The following is an 18,711-nucleotide window of genomic DNA, read 5'->3' on the forward strand; positions in this document are numbered from 1 at the left end:
TTATTGCAATTCCTCTCCATCTTTTGTAATTACGCTGTCAACGATATAAATTGGACGGTTCTTAACCTCTGCAAAAATAATTGCGAGGTACTCTGAAACGAATCCAAGAATGATGAACAATACACCGAACATGAAACAAAGCAAGACGATGATTGTTGAGTATCCATCAGGCGCAGTACCAAGGAAGTACTGAACGATGGAATAAATCATAAGAATAAATGCAGCTACAAGTGATACAAGTCCTGCGTAAATTCCCATCTTAAGTGGCGCATCTGAAAAGTTGCAGATGGCATTAAGGGAAAGAGCGATAAGTGACTTGATATTGTAGTTGCTTTCGCCGGCAATACGTGATGACGCCTCAAACTCAAGTGTAGTCTTTCTGAAGCCAACGTTTTGAACATATCCGCGAAGGAAGCGAACACGCTCACGATAATCCTTCTTTAAAACAAGTGCAACTCTGCGGGAGATGCCAAAGAAATCTGATGAGTTGTTTTCGAACTTTGTCTTGCCGGAAAGCATATTCATGACTTTGTAGAAGCCCCAAGATGTGATGCGCTTGATAAGGCCAGCATCCTGGCGAGCTGTACGAATCATAGAAATAACATCATATCCCTCATCAAACTTGTGAGCCATGGCAGGTAACACTTCTGGTGGATGCTGTAAATCTGCATCCATGCACACAACTGCATCACCTGAAGAATAATCGATGCCAGCAATCATTGCTGCTTCATGGCCACGGTTGGCTGCAAAATTTACAACCTTAACATGGTCATCCTCTTCAGCAAATTCACGAAGTATTTCCAAGCTGTCATCTTGACTGCCATCATTTACAAAAATAAGCTCATAGTCCCATCCTGTCTTCGCAAAATCATCAGTAAGAACCTGATTGGTGTGCTCATAAAACTGATGCAAGCCAAGAGCCTCATTATAAACAGAAACTACAATCGATAATTTCTTAGCCATTTTGGATTAATCCTTTCAACCATTTTGTAAGTGGTTTTTCAATAAGATAGTAAACAATAGTTGCAAACACACAAAGACCAAGTAAAAACTCAATCATCAAGTGCATTGGATTTGGGAATGTTAAACCAAATCTGGTGCTGATGTACATAAGAAATGCAAGGCCAATGAAATGCCAAATATACACTTCAAATGAGATTGCTGCCAAAACGCTCCAGATTTTCAAATGGAAGAATCTGGCTGTGCTGAGGGCAACAAACATCATTGCAGGCCAAAGCATGTATGTCATGACTGCACGGTGATTTCCCTGAATGTATTCAAACTTAAACAAATATCCGAAAGCACAAAGTGCTGTCATTGCAAATCCATAGATCGTAAGTGCCTTGTGTGAAAGCTTATCCCACATGCTGTAGATGATGAGGCCAAGGAAGAATGCTGAATAACCTCTGCCTGTTTCCTCTGTGAAGAATGGGAATGCAACGCCATATTCTACAACGCATGTACCAACAACAACCATCACTCCTGCGCCAACCAAATGGCTCACCTGGAGCTTGTTGCAAAGCCAAACAATGAAATATAAAAGCACATAACAATAAATCAACACACATAGATACCAAAGTGGTGGGTTTAATGAAAGACCGTTGTTGATTGGACCACCAGTTGTGATAAGAAGCATACTGCTGAATGTACGCCAATATGTAACGGCTATATCGAAGAACCATGAGCCAGTCATTCTGAAATAGCTGAACATGATGATGGCACCTGTAATCATTGTGATGGCAACCATAGGGTAAATACGGATTGCCTTTTTAATGAAGTATTTGCCGAAGCTGTCATTAAGCATCTTGGCTACGGAAGGTGCGCACATAAATCCTGAAATCATAAAGAACAATTCAAGAATTGGGTACATGTCGATTGTGCCACCGTAAAAATTAATACCTGGGTAAACCACGCCAGTAACCTGTTGGAAGTGGTGAAATACCACAAGAACAGTAAGCACAATTTTATAAATATCTAATGTGTAAATACGTTGTTTCATTATACTCTCCAGTATCTAGCCTTTGAATGTAGGCACAGTTTCTCTAATCTTCTGAACCACCTCTGGGCCCTCGTTGCTGTATGCAAGTGTCATAAGTGATTGAAGATTTCTTATAAATTCGTCTGAATCAAACTTAATTGGCTCAGCCACGTGAATCAGATGATTTTCAGTTTCTTTCAAGCCTTCCTCGCTCATAAGCTTTTCTTCGTAAAGCTTCTCGCCTGGGCGAAGGCCAATTTCTTCTATTTCAATATCAACGTCTGGACGAAGACCTGCAAGCTCAATCATGTTGCGAGCAAGATCAAGAATCTTTACAGGCTCTCCCATATCAAGAACAAAAATCTCTCCACCAGATGCATTAGCGCCTGCCTTAAGCACAAGGCTGACAGCCTCTGGAATTGTCATGAAGTATCGGATGATATCCCTGTGTGTAAGTGTAACTGGACCGCCCTCTGCAATCTGCTTCTTGAAAAGAGGTACAACAGAACCATTTGAACCAAGCACGTTACCAAAACGAACTGCAACATACTCTGTGTGACCGCTGCCTGCTGGAACCTTTTCTGAATCTGCTGTATCAATATCAACCTGGTGAGTGATAAGTGTTGGAAGCATATCCTCGTGGTTGTTGCGAACCATGTTGTCGAAAGTCTGGATAATCATTTCGCATATACGTTTTGTGGCACCCATGACGTTTGTAGGGTTAACTGCCTTATCTGTACTGATAAGAACAAAACGGTCACATCCATATTTCATAGCAGCATAGGCTGTCTTGTAAGTACCAACTGCATTATTTTTGATTGCCTCGCAAGGGCTGTCCTCCATAAGAGGCACATGCTTGTGAGCTGCTGCGTGATAGCAGATGTTTGGTCTGTATGTTTCAAACACTGATTCAATACGGCGAGCATCGCGAACTGAACCGATAAGTGTAACTAAATCAAGATTCGGATATTTGCGCTTAAGCTCAAGCTGAATATCATAAGCATTGTTTTCATATACATCAAAAATGATGAGCTGCTTTGGGCCATACTTTGCAATCTGACGGCAAAGCTCTGAACCGATGGAACCGCCACCGCCTGTAACAAGAACAACTTTGCCCTGAAGCTGAGCAGCAACATCCTCCTGATGGAGGCTGATTGGATCACGCCCGAGAACATCCTCTATTGTGATGTTCTGAAGATTGCCAGCGCTGATGATGCCAGCCTTTTCAGCGTACATATTTGGAAGCTGCTTAATGCGGCAGTTTGTTTCCTTGCAAATATTGATGAGGTTACGCTTTTCGCTAGGAGCAAGTGTGGCGATGGCGATGTAGATTTCCTTTATCTCGTACTTTTCAACGGCATAAAGAATTTTGTCGCGGCCACCGATTACTTCTACTCCATCGATGTAACGGCCCCACTTGTTAGGGTTGTCGTCGATGATGCAAACGACCTTGGCAGAACCATTTGCGCCGCCATTTACAAAGTTTACATCACGAAGAATCATACGTCCTGCTGAGCCAGCACCAATAAGGAGTACGTTGGTATCGGCAGCGTTTGTTTCGCGACTATCTCGAAGAAGCAAGATAAATCTATAAGAGAAGCGAATGCTAACTCCAAAGAAAAACTGGAATGCGATTCCAAATACATAATATGAAATTGGCATTCTATAAATGAATGCTGTAACTACAAATGCATTAGCCGCAAGTGTAACTGCTGTGGAAAGCACTAGTTTTTTTAACTCGTAGAAGCTGGCAAAACGCCAAATGCTTCGGTAGAGACCAAAGAGCTGATAAATAATAACTGTGAAAATTGCGTATGGAATTATGATTACATAATATTTTTCCAAATATGGTGGTTCAATGTGTGAAAACTGGCAGTCGAACCTAAGCCAAAGAGCTAGAAAATAAGAAAGCACAACGGTAATAAAATCGTAGGCAAGTAAGAAATATGCCACCTTGTGCCAATGCTTCATTCTATTCATAATCTCCATTTAAGATTAGTCCTCCAAATAAAAAATACAGTATCTAGGCTGAGGTCACTGTGAATAGTAACACTTTAAGCCCATGATACCGTATTATAACACATATTTAGTTTAATAATATAGGTAATGACTATTATTTCAAACCTGAAACCTTATATTCCATTGTAACTGGATCAGGAATTAAACCGAAGTTCTGTGCACAGTATGTCTGCAAGTCCTTACCAAAGTTTGGTCCATATGTAACTGTAACCTTATCTCCATTTGAAAGACCAGTTGTAACATCTGCACGGAATGTGATGCCTTCGTAGATATCGTCATCAGATGTGATTTCAAGCTCGCAAACACCCTCGCCATCATTTCCTGAGAATGTAACCTTCAAGTCATCGAAAGGATTGAATGTAACTACATCTGCAAGGCCAACTACTGAAAGCTCCTGTGCATCTGATACAAGCTTGATGCCATAATGCTTTGTAATATAATCCTCATCAATGCTCCATGAAAGGACTACATCGTCACCATTTGAAAGGTCTGTTGAAGCGTTGAGCTCGTATGTGATGCGTGACTGTAAGTCAAGATCTGCAAATGAACCTTCCTTGAAAATATCAAGTGGATCCTCGAGGCGCTGCTTATCAGCCTCGCGCTGAATCTTTGCATCTAATTTTGCATTCTGTGCGAAATCATACAAGAATTCCTCATTATCAAATGTGACTGTGGCTGTTCCCATTGAGTCATATCCAGTGAACTGAACTGAAACATAATCGTTGATATCCATTGTCTTTGGAGCATTTAAGAAATAGAACGCTGCTCCTGCAGCTGCTGCAAGTACAATCAATATCGCAATTATAATAAATTTCTTACTTCCTTTTTTCTGCTGTGTTTCTGCCATAATAAACCTCCTTAGATTTAATTCAAGCACTTCAAGAATGATACTACATATTCATGGATGAATGCAAATTAAATGTGTAGTGCTTTAGAAAGTTTTAGAATTATCCTCCTGCCCATCCACTGGCTTTATCATAAGGTTGTCAGCTATCGCTGACTTCTTAGAGAACTTGAGGGTGGTGTAACCAATGATACTGAAGGCTACTGCTCCAACCAAGTTCACTAACAGATCCTTCATAGTGTCGATGATGCCTATGTCGAGATAGCCGCCAGGTACTGTGTAAGACTGGCCATCGGCAGTGTTGATTATAGTATCTGTGATGTTTGAAATAATGAATGGCATGCCACTATTGTTTGGATCAAGTGTTACTGAGCCGATTGTTTGCACTACAAAATCTTTTTGCATATCTAAATAGAAGAAATAATCCATTGTGAACTCGAAGAATTCCCAGATTACTCCTACAGTCATAGAAAAGCAAAAAGCCACTAGCGTCAGGTAAAATGGTGACAAATTAAAATGCTTGCTACCACGATTCAGCAAATAAATAAGAGAGAATCCAATAGCCGCACACAGAAACCCGTTCATGGTATGAAGCATGGTGTCCCAGCCTGGGATAATCACATAGTAATGATTTACTTCACCAAGAATTTCGGCTGCGTATATAAAGCCAAAGATGATAGCCTGAAACACAGCTGGAAATTCTATCTTCATTTTCTGCTGCAAGAATGCAGGCATCAAAAACAAAAGTAGCGACAATATACAGATTGCCGCACTTTCATAATTCTTAGTCAGAATGCATCTGATAAGTGTAAGTATAACAAGTCCACGTAAAATCAAATAAAAAATGAAGGTACGCTTATTCTTTTTATAGCTATCCACTAATGAATTCTTGTAATCGATGATTTTCATATTTATTCCCTATCAACTGTTATATTCAACACAATTGCAAGTTCATCTGTATTATTGGAAATACGATACTGGATTCCTTCAACACGGGAGGTAACTGTAAGCTTAACAGTTATGACTGTATCTGATGTAGATACTACTTCGTAGCTGTAGTCACCAGGGTTGTTTTCTGAAAGAATTTCAACTTCGCATTTTGAAAGACCACCACCGTTGTATGAAACGATGTATTCGCCTTTATCAAGGCTTGAGTATGGACCAAAGATGAGACCACCGTTTGTAAGTGCAACCTGACTGTCGTCGATAGTACCCATGCCGTTGAAGAACATTTCCTTTGGCTCGACAACGCCATCGTTGCTGCCGTTGACGAGGTATTTTGCATAATCATCCGCATATACGTATACATTTAAGTTTGTTCTGTATTCTCCACGGACATCGTTGTAGCAAAGAGCGTCCTCGATAATGAATTCATCTATTGGCTGCTCGTAACCATAAAGGATGGTTTCATAATTGTACTCACCTGCAAGCTCTTCATCTGTGAGCATGATAAATGACTGTGTTTCCTCTGGTTCGTAGATGGAATTGTCTACAAGCCACCAGTACTCCTGAAGACGATTCTGCTCGACTGTGATGCCACCGATGCGAACCTTGTCATCTGAGTAAAGCTGATTTGCATAAGCATTCCAGAATGTTGCATACCCCTTTGTAAGGCCATGATCCTCTAAAACGTCAGAAACCTTTTCCTGTGCTTCTAAGCGATTCTTCCAACCACTGACATTTGAAAGCATAGCTACGCACTCGATGAGTGAAGCCACAACAAAAAGCACCGTCCATGCATAACCTCGAACTTCGTTTTCCTGCTTAATCCAATAGACATAGATATATCTAGCTGAAACAATAACAAACAGAACAACGGATGATGTCATGTGATACTTGATTACAAAATCAAAGAACACGCCGCAAAGGAGCATCACAAGGTTGTGAAGCATTGCATAGAAATATATAAACTGAATAGTCTTTGTTTCTTTTAAAATTTTGCGACCTTGAAGAATTGGAACGACAATGCAAATTATTGCACACATTGCAATTGATACAAAGTTGCGAAGGCCTATCATTGATGAGACAGAAACATCTGGCTGGAAACCAAACACCTCAAAATAGTAAAGAATAGTTTTGATTAAACCGTTCCACACATCAGACATTGAGCCAGAGAATACCATAAGAGATTCCTTGACGTTGTTGATGTTGTGCCATGTAGCAAGCCAATTGTATGTGATAAGCCCAAGTACGGCTGGGATAGCATTGGCAAAAATCCAATATATTGCATCCTTCAAATCTGTCTTCCAAATCACTGACTTGCGTTCTGCTGCACGGATGTAGACCATAACAACCACTGTCATAATCATTGGAAGTGCAAAATCTGCAAGGGTTCGTGGGCCACGAACTGAAAGGATGTAAAGAATCACCATATACACTGCAAGCTTCACCGAAAACAGCTTGCCCTCGGTGTACTTTCTGTAAGCATTGATAAAAAGCATGCACACTAATGGCTGCCAAATGATGAAATCGCCGTAGCAACCGTCATAAAGAACATACACTGCGATTCCAAACAAATACATTGTTCCAAGGGGAACCATTAGCATCCATGATTCGTCTTTGAAATATTTCTTAGAAAGAGTTCCAAGTGCTACGGCGCCGAGAATCATCTGGATAACGACCACAATTGTACGAGCAACATCACCAGCGCCAAGAAATGGATGTACCAGTATCGACAAAATACCTACCGTTGGGTACAGTGTCCAAATATCTCCGTTGGCATAACTCCATGTGCCAGAGAAAAAGTTGTGATGCTTGTAGAATGAATCTGCAAACAAGCTGGCAATGGCCATATCTGAATTTACCACTGTACGACCGTAGGTCATGGTAAGGACTGCGCAAGCGAACAAAACGATAAGACAAAGAATAGCCAGGATTTTTTCTTTCAGCGATAAATTTACTGTCCAATTTTTTAAACTACTAAATACCTTTTTCATGTTCTCTTCCTATTTTCTCTATAATAAAAAACTATGACTGGATTCCCAATCATAGTTTATTATACACATATTTTTATGGCTTAACCATATTATATTCTCACTGCTATCCTTTGACTGCTCCGCCGGTTACACCCTCAACGTAGAATTTCTGCATGATGATAAACAAAATAGAGATTGGTACGGCAATCATTAGTCCACCGCAGCAGAAGTATGTGAAGTACTGGTTAACCAGGGCTCTCTGCAAAAGATTGAAAAGGCCGAGGGCCATTGTCCAGTCTGATGCATCCTTTGACTTAATCATCAAACGAACCATAACGAAATCCATCCATGGATTCAGGAAGGAATTGATTACGGTGTAAACAATCATTGGCTTTGAAAGTGGCACCACAATCTTTGCGAAGATGGTAGCCTCCGATGCGCCCTCCAGCTTTGCTGCTTCATGCAAAGATACTGGAATTGTGTCGAAGAATCCCTTCAAAATCAGATAGCCAAGTCCTGATGCTCCTGAATAGAGGATGATAAGTCCAACAACGCTATCTGTCAGGCCAAGCATCTTCAAAATGAAGTACATGGCAATCATTGAAAGGACGCCTGGAAACATGCCGAGGATCAATGAAAAGCTCATGAGCTTCTTTCTACCTTTGAACTCGATGAATGAAAACGCATATGCGGTCATGATTACAAAGATAGATGAAACAAGGCAGCTGAATACACCGATTATCATAGAGTTTTTGAACCATGCTGGGAAGTTAGCAGTTGAGTCTGGTTCGAAAAACAGCTGGTGATAGTTGGCAAGTGTCCAGTGAGCAGGGAAAAAGTGGTTTGTGTTGATTCCCTTTTGTGTGCTGAAAGTGGTGACAACCAGCCAGAAAACTGGTATCAACCAAATGAAAGCCAAGATAGCTAAAAATACGTGTCTTCCGATTATTTTACCTGTTTTTTTCATTATCTATATACCCCCTCTTTATCTCCACCTATCATTCTTGAGAAAGTAAGAAGTGAAAGGGCTGCACAAACTATAAATGTTATGATACCGATAACTGATGCCATCTTGAAGTTTGAGTACTCATTTGTCAATCTGAATAGCCAGGTGATGAGCAGGTCTACTTCGGTGGCATGTGAGTTTGCCATAGACATGTTTGTTGTCTTGTAGTTGTATGTAAGCAAATATATAACGTTGAAGTTGTTGATATTTGCAATTACTGACTGGATTAATGATGGGCCGGTGATGAACATTACGTATGGCATTGTAATCTTCCAGAAAATCTGGAATTTGTTGGCGCCATCGATTTTTGCTGATTCAATCTGGTCTGATGGGATATTCATCAGGATACCTGTTGCAACAAGCATCTGATATGGAATACCAACCCAGATATTTACCAGGATGATGGTCACATGAGCCCAGCCTGGGCGTGACAAAAATGGGATGAAGGCATCGCCTGCGTTAAGAAGTCCTATATTTTTAAGAAAATCTAAGATTCCTACATTTTCACAAAACGTATTTACGATACCATAATCACCAAACATCTTGCTGATAAGAAGCAATGTAACGAACTGTGGAATACCGATTGTGATAACAAAAAGGGTTCTCCACATGCCCTTGAGCCTTGTGTCGTCATGGTTAATAAACTGAGCTAAAAGAATTCCACCAAGGAATGTTGTTGCTGTTGCAAGGACAGCCCAGATTAATGTCCACACTAATACTCTTACAAATGCGTAGCCAAATGTGATGGTCTGGCTGGTTGTAAAGAGGTTGATAAAGTTCTTGAATCCAACCCATGTGAAAAGATATGTTGGTGGCTGATGGTTCTCATCGTAATTCGTAAATGCGATACCTACCATGAATAGAATTGGAATAATGTTGATGAGAATTACTCCAATACTTGGCAATGTAAGAAGAGTGATGTGGAAACGCTCGTTTTTGAAGCTCACGATATCTTCCTTAAATGTACTTAAGTGTTCTCCCTCTTCCTGCATCTTTTGAAGACGATAAACTGTCTTGATATTTGCAATATATAGTGCCAGAAATGCAATGATAACAAGGATTCCAATGATTCCGTAAAGTAGAATCAAAAGAGAATTATCATAATCATTTACTGTTTTTTGCATAGTTAATGGATCAAAAATTTCCTCTCTTTGGACTGTACCAAGAGTTGAAAGCTTTGACATGTATGGTGCGAAAACGCGAAAAATTGAGGCTAGCACTCCTACCTCAAGTAAAGTCATAAGTATTCCGCGGATGAATTGTTTTCTCCCAAAATATCCAGCACCCATAATCAAAAGAGAGAGCTTGACCCAGATGTCACCTTTGGTTATGGATGTGAAAAAGTCTTTGAAATAAACGCCAATTTTCTTCATAGATTATTCCTCTGATTTATAAAAGGGCTTCTCCATTCGGAGAAGCCCGAAAAAGTTTTAAATCTACTCTACCGGTTGAGTGATTCCAGCTACTGCATCATCAAGAACTTCCTGGCTTACTTTGCCGTCAAGGATGTTCTTTCCAAGTGACTCTGCTGGTGTCCAGTAGTTGCCGCCAACTCTCTGAAGCTCTGCGAATTCTGACTGAGCTGCAAGAGCGTCAAGTGCTACTGAAGAAGCCTGTGCAAGTGCCTCTGTGTTTGAAGGGCCTTCGCCTGTAGCTGCATATACAGCTTCCTGTGTCTCAGCGTTTGTAAGGTACTCAGCAAGAAGCATTGACCAACCTGTGTTCTCTGCGTATGCGTTAACACCTACGAACTTGTATCCTGAGTATGAAGCCATCTGCTTGTCTTCGCCGTTAACCTGGAATGTAGGAAGCTTTGTAGCTGCATAGCCATCGCCATAAGCCTCTGAGAATGCGTTAACATTCCATGTACCAGAAACGTATGCTACAACCTTGCCATCGTTAAGGTTTGCAAGAAGATCATCGTTGCCATAGCTCTTGAATGCACTTGAAGATGCGATGCTCTGAAGTGATTCTGCAGCTGCAAGACCTGTCTCAGAGTTCCAATCGCAGTTGTTTGACTGATCTTCATTTTCTGTAAGTGTACATCCAGCGCCCTGGAAGAAACCGTAGAGATACCAGCCGTTTGCTACCTCACATCCAACTTCCTTGCCAAGCTCCTCAGCCTTAGCTGTAAGTGCTTCCCAAGAAGCTACATCTTCCTCTGAAAGAACTGATGAATCATAGTATAAGAAATAGCCGTTTGAAGCTGTGAATGGGTAGCCATACTGCTTGCCATCGTACTGTCCAGCTTCAACTGTAGCTGCTGTGTCTGTTTCGTTCATGTCATATGTGTACTGAGCTGCCACTTCGTTAAGAGCGCCTGCCTTAACAAGTGCCTCAAGCTGATCGTCTGGGAATACATAAACATCAGCTGCTGCCTCAACATCCTCAAGTACACGGTCCTTCATATCAGCTTCTGATACAGCACCGATTGTGATGTTGAAATCTACGTCAGGATACTCTGCTTCGAAAGCGTCGCAGCGTTCCTTCATAACTGTCTGGTACTCTTCTGTCTCTGAGCACCAAAGCTCGATGTTTACTGTACCTTCTGTTGCAGCAATAAGATTTGCGATAGCATCCTCAGATGATGCTTCCTCTGTAGCTTCTGCAGATTCCTCTGTTGTTGAACCTGTCTCAGCTGTAGTCTCTTCTGCTGCGCCCCCGCATCCAACAAAAGCTGATGTAGCCATTGCTGAAACAAGAAGTGCTGATAATAACTTCTTCTTCATTATTACTTCCTCCATTTTCTTCATTTTTTATACTCCCGTGATTGCGACTTTGCGCAATCGGTTGTTCTTCATACATAATCCTAATGCTTCTGTCATTTTTCGTCAATTAAGCATTTCCGACAACTATTTTATGACATTTTTGTTAATATTACTAATTTGTGCTGTCTCGCATTTGGATATTAAAGTCGCTTAAAGTGAGATTTGTGACATCTTCCCCATCTAAGTTGCGCATAAGCATAGACAACCCCTCGGCGCCCAGTTTCTTTGCATCGAAATACAAGCTAGTGATAGATGGTTTTGATGTAGATAATAAATTTGAATCGTAAAAGCTGCACAGCTTGATGTCCTCTGGAACAGATAAGCCATCGTTGTGCAGACAATTAAGAACTGAATTGCAGAGCATGTCATCCATGCAAACAATGCACTCTGCCCCCTCTGCGATGGCAGTCTTCAAGACTTTGTCCATGCGGTCGCTTTTGTGCATATTTAAATAAATCTGATTTTCATCAGCCTTCATTCCACGATTAATAAAGCCCTGGCGGAAGCCTGCCAAACGGCTGTGAGTAACGTTGATATTTTCGCCCCCACCAATAAGGGCCATCCGAGTGATGCCCTTGTCGATAAGTGTTTCAATCATGCGTGTAGCTGCCCCCTCATTATCGTGATCTATAAAAGGAACCCCTGGCTCCATTGGGTTGCCCACTACGATGTATGGAATTGCTGCGTCTTTTAGGAAATTGATAACTTTAGAATCCTTCTCGCAACGACTGACCATTACAGCGTCGATTTTTTTGTTCCGCACTGCGTGCTTCAACGCTGATATGCCGTCGTTATCTGCAAGAATGATAAGAACGTCGTATTCGTATTCCATGGCTCTGTCGCAGACACCTGTCATGAGAGTCTGGAAATATGGCATCTCGCCGAGGGCTGAATCGGCAGGGAAAACCAGCCCCACATTGAATGTGCGGCTAGCTGCCAACGACCTAGCAACAGCGCTAGGTCTGTAATTTATTTCTTTGATGAAGGCGTTAACCCTCGCTCTAGTTTCCTCGGAAATTCTACCTTTACCGGAAATGGCTCTAGAAACTGTTGTTTTGGAAAGCCCCAATTCTTTTGCGATTTTATCTAATGTATAACCCATAGTTTCCCCCTAATACTGTGGTCTTCTATCAAGCTATCACAATAGAATCGGTTTTGCAAACGGTTGCGCACTTTTTGTTAAATACTAACAAAATTGCATGCCACTATTCGAACAATGCGTCAATATCACTTTACATAGCTTATACCTGCCTAGTTCATATTTAACTTGTATCTAATAACACTTTCATTGAGGAGGTTTTTTATGAATGAGGAATTAACATGCCCACAGAAAATATTAAGATTTGTTCCTATGGTTGCTTTGCCGCTGATTGTGGGAGGAATCAGCGCATTACTTACAGGAAATGCCATGGATTCGTATCAAGTGATGATACAACCGCCACTGGCTCCGCCGGCTTGGCTGTTTCCAATAGCATGGACAATTCTATATGTACTGATGGGCCTAGGTAGCTATTTTCTGTTGCTGGCACCTGCAGATACTACAGAAAAGAAAAGTGCCAAGTGTATAGCGATGATAGTTTACTTTATCCAGCTCTGCTTTAACTTTGTATGGTCGCTGATATTTTTCAACGCAGGCCAATATACACTAGCCTTCATTTGGCTGATGATTCTTTGGGTAATGATTATCGTAATGATATGGAAAACTTCTAAAGTATGTTGGAAAGCCACATTGATGTTTCTCCCTTATCTACTGTGGTGCACCTTTGCAGCTTATTTGAATTTGATGATTTCAATATTGAACTAATGAAAAAGTGGGAACCTCATCGAGGTTCCCACTACATTTTTACATCAGCACAGTAACCTTGGTTCCTGCGCCCAGTTCACTTTCTATTTGGATTTTGGCGTCGTGGATTTCCACGATGTGCTTTACGATAGCAAGGCCTAGGCCTGTGCCACCAGAGGCTTTGGAGCGGCTTTTGTCGACGCGGTAGAAGCGCTCGAAAACGCGGTCTAGGTCGCCGGCAGGGATGCCGATGCCGTCATCTTCTACGATGAGCTTTTTGTAGCCGTATTCTTCAAGGACTGCAACTGACACGTGTCCGCCTTCATTGCCGTAGCGGATTGAGTTTTGCACAAGGTTGTCGATTAACTCGCGGATAAGATCCGGACGGCAGCGCACTGAGGTGGATGCACCAGATAAGGTGATATCAATATTTCGCTGGCTGGCAGCCATAGTTAATGAATCCAGCTCCTCGGCGGCCAGCTCGTATAAATCCACTGTTTCGAACTGTTCATCATTGTCGTCACTATCCAGCTCGGAAAGCTTGATGATATCCTCTATGAGGGCCAGCAAACGATTTGCATTCTTATCTATCTCGTCAGCAAAGTGCTTTCTCTTTTCCGGATGTGTATCGTCAGAGCCAAGCAACTGCGCATAGCCAGAGATTGCGGTAAGAGGAGTCTTCAATTCATGGCTAACATTGGCTGAGAAATCCTGCCGCATCTTTGCCGCCGCCAATACTTCCTCGTGTTGCTTTCGAATTTTGCTAATGAACGGATAAAGCTCAGGATATGGGGAGTCTACAAAATCATCGTTGAGCTTGCCTGCCACATCCTCAATTGGCTTCATAAGCTGACGTGTAAGGATGCGCGAAGCCAGCACACAGAAAAATGATATAAGTAAAATGAGGCTGAGACAAACTGGCAAGCCGCTAGCAAATACCACCCACACTGCGTCCACTTCCTGGGCAATACGAAGAATTCGACCGTCGTTTAGGCGAAGGGCGTAGTAATAATCCTTCAGTCCCATGGTGTCAGACTGCCTTTCTATTTCGCCAGAACCGTTCTCCATAGCGCTGACAATCTCCGGCCTACTGGCATGATTGTCCATCTGCTCCGCATTTACGGTATTGTCGAAAAGAACCGTGCCATCTGTATCTATCAATGTCACTCGCAGTTTTGCGTCCATCAGCTTTGGATTGTCCTCCAAGGCGGCCACATCTGCGGTGTCAAAAAATTCTGTATCTTTAAAAATCTGAGCGGTGACCTGCATGTCCTGGTGCACCTGCCTCTCCAGCAACGCATAGTAGGCAAGGGTCACGCAGAGGGATGTGCAAAGCACCGTGGCGATAATCAGCGCCAAAAATCTAAGGTATATTTTCTGTGCCATGATACCTCCACTTTAATCAATCACGTATCCAACGTTTCTAATTGTGCGAATCAGACTGCCACAGCTACCAAGCTTAGTCCTGAGGGTCTTGATGTGCATGTCCAGGGTGCGTGATTCCAGCTCGTAATCTATGCCCCAGATTTTGTCCATTATCTGAGTACGTTTCAAGACGATACCACGGTTCAGCGCTAGATATTTCAACAGCTCGTATTCTTTGTAAGTAAGCTCTATAGGCTGGCCTGCCACTGTGACCTGGTGGCGCTTGTCGTTTATCACAATGTCTTCGATGGTAATCATATCCATAGCATCATCCATTGTACGGCGTAGCATAGCCTTCACCCTGGAGGTAAGTTCCATCACTGAAAATGGCTTTTTTATATAATCATCGGCCCCTGTTTCAAGGCCTCGAACCAAATCTATTTCACCAGTTTTGGCAGTGACCATAATTACCGGAATAGCCGCAGTGATTTCACTAGAGCGAATCAGCCTTACTATTTCAAACCCGTTTTCATCAGGAAGCATGATATCCAGCAGGACCAAATCAGGCAGATTGTGCTCCAAAAAATCAAAAAAGTCTGCTCCATTGGCAAAGCTTTCTACATCGTAGCCAGCGTTTGTCAGAGCAAACTCCTCTATCTCTCTAATATTTTCATCATCTTCAACAATGTAAACAAGAGCCATAGTGACCTCCTTCATATGTACATAAACAATCAATCTATGTGATACTATAGTATGATTATCTAAATTTTATGTAAAGAGGAATAACCATTGCTCACACGATCATCCGGCACTGTGTATTCTGCCAGGTTCACTAAGTGTTTCGAAAATGGGTAGATTAGCACGGTGCTTCCCACATTGAAAATCGAATGGATAACTGCAATTGTCACAGGCCCAACAGCCGCCGTTAAGAATTCAAAATTAAAAATCATGTTTAATCCATAAAAAGCTAACGTAAATACGGTAACACCGACTACATTGAAGTATAGGTGAATCATGGATGCGCGCCTTGCATTTTTGCTAGCTCCCACTGAGGATATCAACGCTGTGGAACATGTGCCGATGTTCTGCCCCAGGATGATAGGAAAGGCTGCACCGAAGCTGACAGCTCCAGTCAATGAAAGCGCCTGTAAGATCCCCACCGATGCTGATGAGCTTTGAATGATAGCCGTAAATACCATACCAACAAGAATTCCAAAGAGTGGATTTGAAACTGCAACTAGCATATTCTCAAAATATGGGTTGTGTGCAAGTGGCTCCATTGAAGCGCTCATTGCATCCATTCCAAATATCAACACCGAAAATCCAATTAGCAGATGTGCGATATTGGTCTGCTTTGCGTTTTCCTTAGCCTTCATGTATAGCACCACGCCAATCATGGCAAGTATTGGTGCAAATGATGATGGCTTTAGCATTTTGATAAGCACCGCATCGCTTTCGATTCCCACCATAGATAGCATCCAGGATGTGACTGTGGTGCCGATGTTGGCGCCCATGATTACGCCAACTGCCTGACGCAAGCTCATAATTCCCGAATTCACAAAGCTTATAACCATTACTGTGGTGGCCGATGACGACTGAATCACCGCGGTGACACCTGCGCCTAACAGCACACCATAAATAGTTTTGTTGGTAAGACGCTCCAGTATCTGAGCCATCTTCCCCGAAGCTAGCGCCTGTAGGCCGTCTCCCATGAGCTTCATCCCATACAGGAAGAGGGCCAGCCCACCCAGCAGCTTCAAAATCATAAAAATGTCCATTTCATGCCTCCTTAATACAAGAAATTTTCCAAATGTTTGCACTTGTATTATGGAGGGGAAATGTAAAGGGTGGGTAAAGTGGGGAATAAATTAGTACATTATAGTATTCCCTTCTATACAAAAGGGCCAGCTGCATATATAACAGCTAGCCCCTTTAAAAAGACAAATTTTAATTTCCTAAATTATAGTTTAAATTCAATATGTTTGCAATAGCGTCCTGAAGAACTCTGGAGTAATTTAGCCCCGCTTCATCAGCCTTTACTGTCATCCAATATGGAACAGTGCAATTCTTTCTAACTGCGCGATTGTCATATTGTCTACGGTATTCAGCCAAATCGACATCTACCATTGTTTGCAAACCATCGGAATAATCAAAAATATCATTATTTTTTTTGGCCTTTTTTACAGCCTCTTTATATGTAGAAGCTTCAGGTAAATCATTTTCCTGCCCCATACAAGCTAAGCCAATATAATCTCTAGCCATTTCTATAGCATCTGCTAAATCTGCCCCCTCAGTGTAGCCATCTAAATCAGGAATATAAACCAAAAATTCATCGCCAGATTGTTTAATTAATACCGGATATGCAACCTTCATAATAGCACCTTTCCACTCTCCCCCCTACAGAAAAATCAAGCAAGGTAGGGATTAAATCCCCGCCTTCTTGATAATCTGCTTAGCTGTTATCTCGTTAAGTTCTCTGTGCCGCGGTATCACAACCTGTGTTGTACCGTTAGTATAAATATCATGACTTCCGCCATTTCTCAACAGATAATAGCCAGCATTTTCAAGGTTTTTAATTAAAATTTGTCTTTTCATTTCAGTTACCTCGAAAATGTATTTTCACTTACTATTATACGCATTCTATGCGTATTGTCAAGGTGCTACAAAAGTCCGATAAGAAAACAAAGACACAACTATTATCAGTAGTTCTTATATCTTTATGAATAAATTATATTATTTCACTTTGTGTAGAAAATCATTATTGTCAATTAATCGCTAGCAACAAACAAATTCATCGGCATTTACATTCCGCTATATACTACTGTCATATTATTCACCTATAATCTTCTAGGTTAATGTTTTCATATGTTAAAGAATTTGATATCATTAAACGTGAATAGCGGTACGTTTCTACGGAGCGTACTTAGGGGAACTGGATGCGTCCGGTTCTCCTTTTTAATGTCCAAATATAAATTTGCCCCCTACATCTCTTCCTCAAAATCCTTCTCATAAAACAGATACTTGCGGCAAGCCAACAGAATTGCAATACAAACTATACGTATCAATGTTTCCAATGGAGCTTCGTGGCCAACCACCAGTCCCCTGGCGATGGCAAATATCAAAACCTCTACAATAGTATTCATGGAATGCTTTATAAGCATTCTGATAAATTCGATAACAATAATTGCATTAAATGCAGTTATTAAAATATCTTCGATATATTCATCAAATGCCAGCTCAGTCAGCGATACCACATGTATTCCCAATTGGATGCAGCTGTACGCAACACCCACTAACAATATGGCTGCCACTATCTTTTCTAAGAAGCTTGGCATTTTTAGGATGAAATCATGTGCTTTTTCTATGATAGATTTTTTCATGTTGATTCCTTTTTACCTTTGCTCTATTTTCTCAAAGTCTGCCTTAGGGTGTTTGCAGATAGGACAGATGAAATCGTCTGGTAGCTCCTCGCCAACCCACTCATATCCACAAATGCGGCAACGCCAGATTGTCTCTCCCTTTGGAGTGGTTCCAACCGCCTCTGGCTTTGGTTTAATGTTGCTTTGATAATATTCATATGTTGCAGAGGCTGTATCCGAAAGGACTTCCATGGCTACTGGCTCGCATATAAAAAGAGTATGAGAGCCCAGGTCTATAGTCTGTTCTACCTTCAATGAAAAATACGCGTCGGTTCCTACTGTAATGTATGGAATGCCGTTTTCTGAAGTCTGGTAATTTGCGGCTGGATAAGCAGCAAACTTATCTACATCCCTACCGGATTGGAAGCCGAAATGCTTGAACAAATCAAAGGTAGCATCCTGGCTAATGACAGAGATATTGCACTGTCCAGTGGCTTTCACCATATCGTGAGTATAGTTTGCCTTGTTGATAGCTACTGAAATACTGTTTGGCTCTGATGCAACTTGAATAGCTGTGTTGACAATACAGCCATTGATCTTGTCGCCTTGTACTGCCGTACACACAAACAGCCCATAAGATAATTTGTACATTGCCTTTGTGTTCATTTCACCCA

General features: G+C 41.6%; 18 protein-coding genes. 1 reads left to right on the forward strand and 17 read right to left on the reverse strand.

Annotated features, from left to right (window positions below; genetic code table 11):
- The 10 genes from BO15_RS0102125 to BO15_RS0102170 form a co-directional block, all read right to left on the reverse strand.
- On the reverse strand, nt 1-963 hold the full coding sequence (locus BO15_RS0102125; protein ID WP_033151941.1) for a glycosyltransferase family 2 protein: 963 nt from the start codon (nt 961-963) through the stop codon (nt 1-3).
- The gene (locus BO15_RS0102130) at nt 956-1,999 is read right to left on the reverse strand and encodes an acyltransferase family protein (protein WP_033151944.1); all 1,044 of its coding nucleotides are present in this window, start codon (nt 1,997-1,999) and stop codon (nt 956-958) included. Before BO15_RS0102130 ends, BO15_RS0102125 begins: the two co-directional genes overlap by 8 nt.
- A 15-nt stretch (nt 2,000-2,014) precedes the next feature.
- On the reverse strand, nt 2,015-3,967 hold the full coding sequence (locus BO15_RS0102135; RefSeq protein WP_033151945.1) for a polysaccharide biosynthesis protein: 1,953 nt from the start codon (nt 3,965-3,967) through the stop codon (nt 2,015-2,017).
- A gap of 124 nt (nt 3,968-4,091) precedes the next feature.
- A complete protein-coding gene (locus BO15_RS0102140; protein ID WP_033151946.1) occupies nt 4,092-4,844 on the reverse strand; it encodes a hypothetical protein in 753 nt (250 codons plus the stop codon).
- A gap of 84 nt (nt 4,845-4,928) precedes the next feature.
- A complete protein-coding gene (locus BO15_RS0102145; RefSeq protein WP_052169717.1) occupies nt 4,929-5,750 on the reverse strand; it encodes a hypothetical protein in 822 nt (273 codons plus the stop codon).
- 2 nt (nt 5,751-5,752) lie between these two features.
- Nucleotides 5,753-7,777, reverse strand: a complete 2,025-nt coding sequence (locus tag BO15_RS0102150; RefSeq protein WP_033151947.1) for a hypothetical protein — start codon at nt 7,775-7,777, stop codon at nt 5,753-5,755.
- A 103-nt stretch (nt 7,778-7,880) separates the two neighbouring features.
- A complete protein-coding gene (locus BO15_RS0102155) occupies nt 7,881-8,723 on the reverse strand; it encodes a sugar ABC transporter permease (RefSeq protein ID WP_033151948.1) in 843 nt (280 codons plus the stop codon).
- Nucleotides 8,723-10,135, reverse strand: a complete 1,413-nt coding sequence (locus tag BO15_RS0102160; RefSeq protein ID WP_033151949.1) for a carbohydrate ABC transporter permease — start codon at nt 10,133-10,135, stop codon at nt 8,723-8,725. Before BO15_RS0102160 ends, BO15_RS0102155 begins: the two co-directional genes overlap by 1 nt.
- Nucleotides 10,136-10,198: 63 nt before the next feature.
- A complete protein-coding gene (locus BO15_RS0102165; protein ID WP_033154620.1) occupies nt 10,199-11,491 on the reverse strand; it encodes an extracellular solute-binding protein in 1,293 nt (430 codons plus the stop codon).
- A gap of 151 nt (nt 11,492-11,642) precedes the next feature.
- Complete coding sequence (locus BO15_RS0102170; protein WP_052169718.1) at nt 11,643-12,632, reverse strand: LacI family DNA-binding transcriptional regulator; 990 nt, start codon at nt 12,630-12,632, stop codon at nt 11,643-11,645.
- Nucleotides 12,633-12,833: 201 nt separating this feature from the next.
- Here BO15_RS0102170 and BO15_RS0102175 point away from each other — a divergent pair, with 201 nt between their 5' ends.
- Complete coding sequence (locus BO15_RS0102175; protein WP_242843745.1) at nt 12,834-13,334, forward strand: TspO/MBR family protein; 501 nt, start codon at nt 12,834-12,836, stop codon at nt 13,332-13,334.
- A gap of 39 nt (nt 13,335-13,373) precedes the next feature.
- Here the strand turns inward: BO15_RS0102175 and BO15_RS0102180 are convergent, their stop codons facing one another.
- The 7 genes from BO15_RS0102180 to BO15_RS0102210 all read right to left on the reverse strand — a co-directional run bounded on the left by BO15_RS0102180 (nt 13,374) and on the right by BO15_RS0102210 (nt 18,703).
- Nucleotides 13,374-14,699, reverse strand: coding sequence for a sensor histidine kinase (locus tag BO15_RS0102180; RefSeq protein ID WP_033151950.1), 1,326 nt, complete (start codon nt 14,697-14,699; stop codon nt 13,374-13,376).
- 12 nt (nt 14,700-14,711) lie between these two features.
- Complete coding sequence (locus BO15_RS0102185; protein WP_033151951.1) at nt 14,712-15,380, reverse strand: response regulator transcription factor; 669 nt, start codon at nt 15,378-15,380, stop codon at nt 14,712-14,714.
- A gap of 59 nt (nt 15,381-15,439) precedes the next feature.
- On the reverse strand, nt 15,440-16,456 hold the full coding sequence (locus BO15_RS0102190) for a Na/Pi cotransporter family protein (protein WP_052169719.1): 1,017 nt from the start codon (nt 16,454-16,456) through the stop codon (nt 15,440-15,442).
- Nucleotides 16,457-16,625: 169 nt separating this feature from the next.
- Nucleotides 16,626-17,051: a type II toxin-antitoxin system HicB family antitoxin gene (locus tag BO15_RS0102195; protein WP_033151952.1), complete on the reverse strand. Its 426-nt coding sequence runs from the start codon at nt 17,049-17,051 to the stop codon at nt 16,626-16,628.
- 51 nt (nt 17,052-17,102) lie between these two features.
- Nucleotides 17,103-17,273: a type II toxin-antitoxin system HicA family toxin gene (locus tag BO15_RS0102200; protein WP_033151953.1), complete on the reverse strand. Its 171-nt coding sequence runs from the start codon at nt 17,271-17,273 to the stop codon at nt 17,103-17,105.
- A gap of 386 nt (nt 17,274-17,659) precedes the next feature.
- A complete protein-coding gene (locus tag BO15_RS0102205) occupies nt 17,660-18,058 on the reverse strand; it encodes a hypothetical protein (protein WP_033154624.1) in 399 nt (132 codons plus the stop codon).
- A gap of 12 nt (nt 18,059-18,070) precedes the next feature.
- Complete coding sequence (locus BO15_RS0102210) at nt 18,071-18,703, reverse strand: flavin reductase (protein WP_033154625.1); 633 nt, start codon at nt 18,701-18,703, stop codon at nt 18,071-18,073.
- Between the last annotated feature and the right edge of the window lie 8 nt (nt 18,704-18,711).

It is taken from the genome of Pseudobutyrivibrio ruminis HUN009 (assembly GCF_000703005.1).
Lineage (GTDB): Bacteria > Bacillota > Clostridia > Lachnospirales > Lachnospiraceae > Pseudobutyrivibrio > Pseudobutyrivibrio ruminis_A.

Excerpts from the sequence above, each read along its gene's own strand:
- BO15_RS0102125 (WP_033151941.1), bottom strand. The coding sequence starts at position 963 with ATGGCTAAGAAATTATCGATTGTAGTTTCTGTTTATAATGAGGCTCTT.
- BO15_RS0102130 (WP_033151944.1), bottom strand. The coding sequence starts at position 1,999 with ATGAAACAACGTATTTACACATTAGATATTTATAAAATTGTGCTTACT.
- BO15_RS0102135 (WP_033151945.1), bottom strand. The coding sequence starts at position 3,967 with ATGGAGATTATGAATAGAATGAAGCATTGGCACAAGGTGGCATATTTC.
- BO15_RS0102140 (WP_033151946.1), bottom strand. The coding sequence starts at position 4,844 with ATGGCAGAAACACAGCAGAAAAAAGGAAGTAAGAAATTTATTATAATT.
- BO15_RS0102145 (WP_052169717.1), bottom strand. The coding sequence starts at position 5,750 with ATGAAAATCATCGATTACAAGAATTCATTAGTGGATAGCTATAAAAAG.
- BO15_RS0102150 (WP_033151947.1), bottom strand. The coding sequence starts at position 7,777 with ATGAAAAAGGTATTTAGTAGTTTAAAAAATTGGACAGTAAATTTATCG.
- BO15_RS0102155 (WP_033151948.1), bottom strand. The coding sequence starts at position 8,723 with ATGAAAAAAACAGGTAAAATAATCGGAAGACACGTATTTTTAGCTATC.
- BO15_RS0102160 (WP_033151949.1), bottom strand. The coding sequence starts at position 10,135 with ATGAAGAAAATTGGCGTTTATTTCAAAGACTTTTTCACATCCATAACC.
- BO15_RS0102165 (WP_033154620.1), bottom strand. The coding sequence starts at position 11,491 with ATGAAGAAGAAGTTATTATCAGCACTTCTTGTTTCAGCAATGGCTACA.
- BO15_RS0102170 (WP_052169718.1), bottom strand. The coding sequence starts at position 12,632 with ATGGGTTATACATTAGATAAAATCGCAAAAGAATTGGGGCTTTCCAAA.
- BO15_RS0102175 (WP_242843745.1), top strand. The coding sequence starts at position 12,834 with ATGAATGAGGAATTAACATGCCCACAGAAAATATTAAGATTTGTTCCT.
- BO15_RS0102180 (WP_033151950.1), bottom strand. The coding sequence starts at position 14,699 with ATGGCACAGAAAATATACCTTAGATTTTTGGCGCTGATTATCGCCACG.
- BO15_RS0102185 (WP_033151951.1), bottom strand. The coding sequence starts at position 15,380 with ATGGCTCTTGTTTACATTGTTGAAGATGATGAAAATATTAGAGAGATA.
- BO15_RS0102190 (WP_052169719.1), bottom strand. The coding sequence starts at position 16,456 with ATGGACATTTTTATGATTTTGAAGCTGCTGGGTGGGCTGGCCCTCTTC.
- BO15_RS0102195 (WP_033151952.1), bottom strand. The coding sequence starts at position 17,051 with ATGAAGGTTGCATATCCGGTATTAATTAAACAATCTGGCGATGAATTT.
- BO15_RS0102200 (WP_033151953.1), bottom strand. The coding sequence starts at position 17,273 with ATGAAAAGACAAATTTTAATTAAAAACCTTGAAAATGCTGGCTATTAT.
- BO15_RS0102205 (WP_033154624.1), bottom strand. The coding sequence starts at position 18,058 with ATGAAAAAATCTATCATAGAAAAAGCACATGATTTCATCCTAAAAATG.
- BO15_RS0102210 (WP_033154625.1), bottom strand. The coding sequence starts at position 18,703 with ATGAACACAAAGGCAATGTACAAATTATCTTATGGGCTGTTTGTGTGT.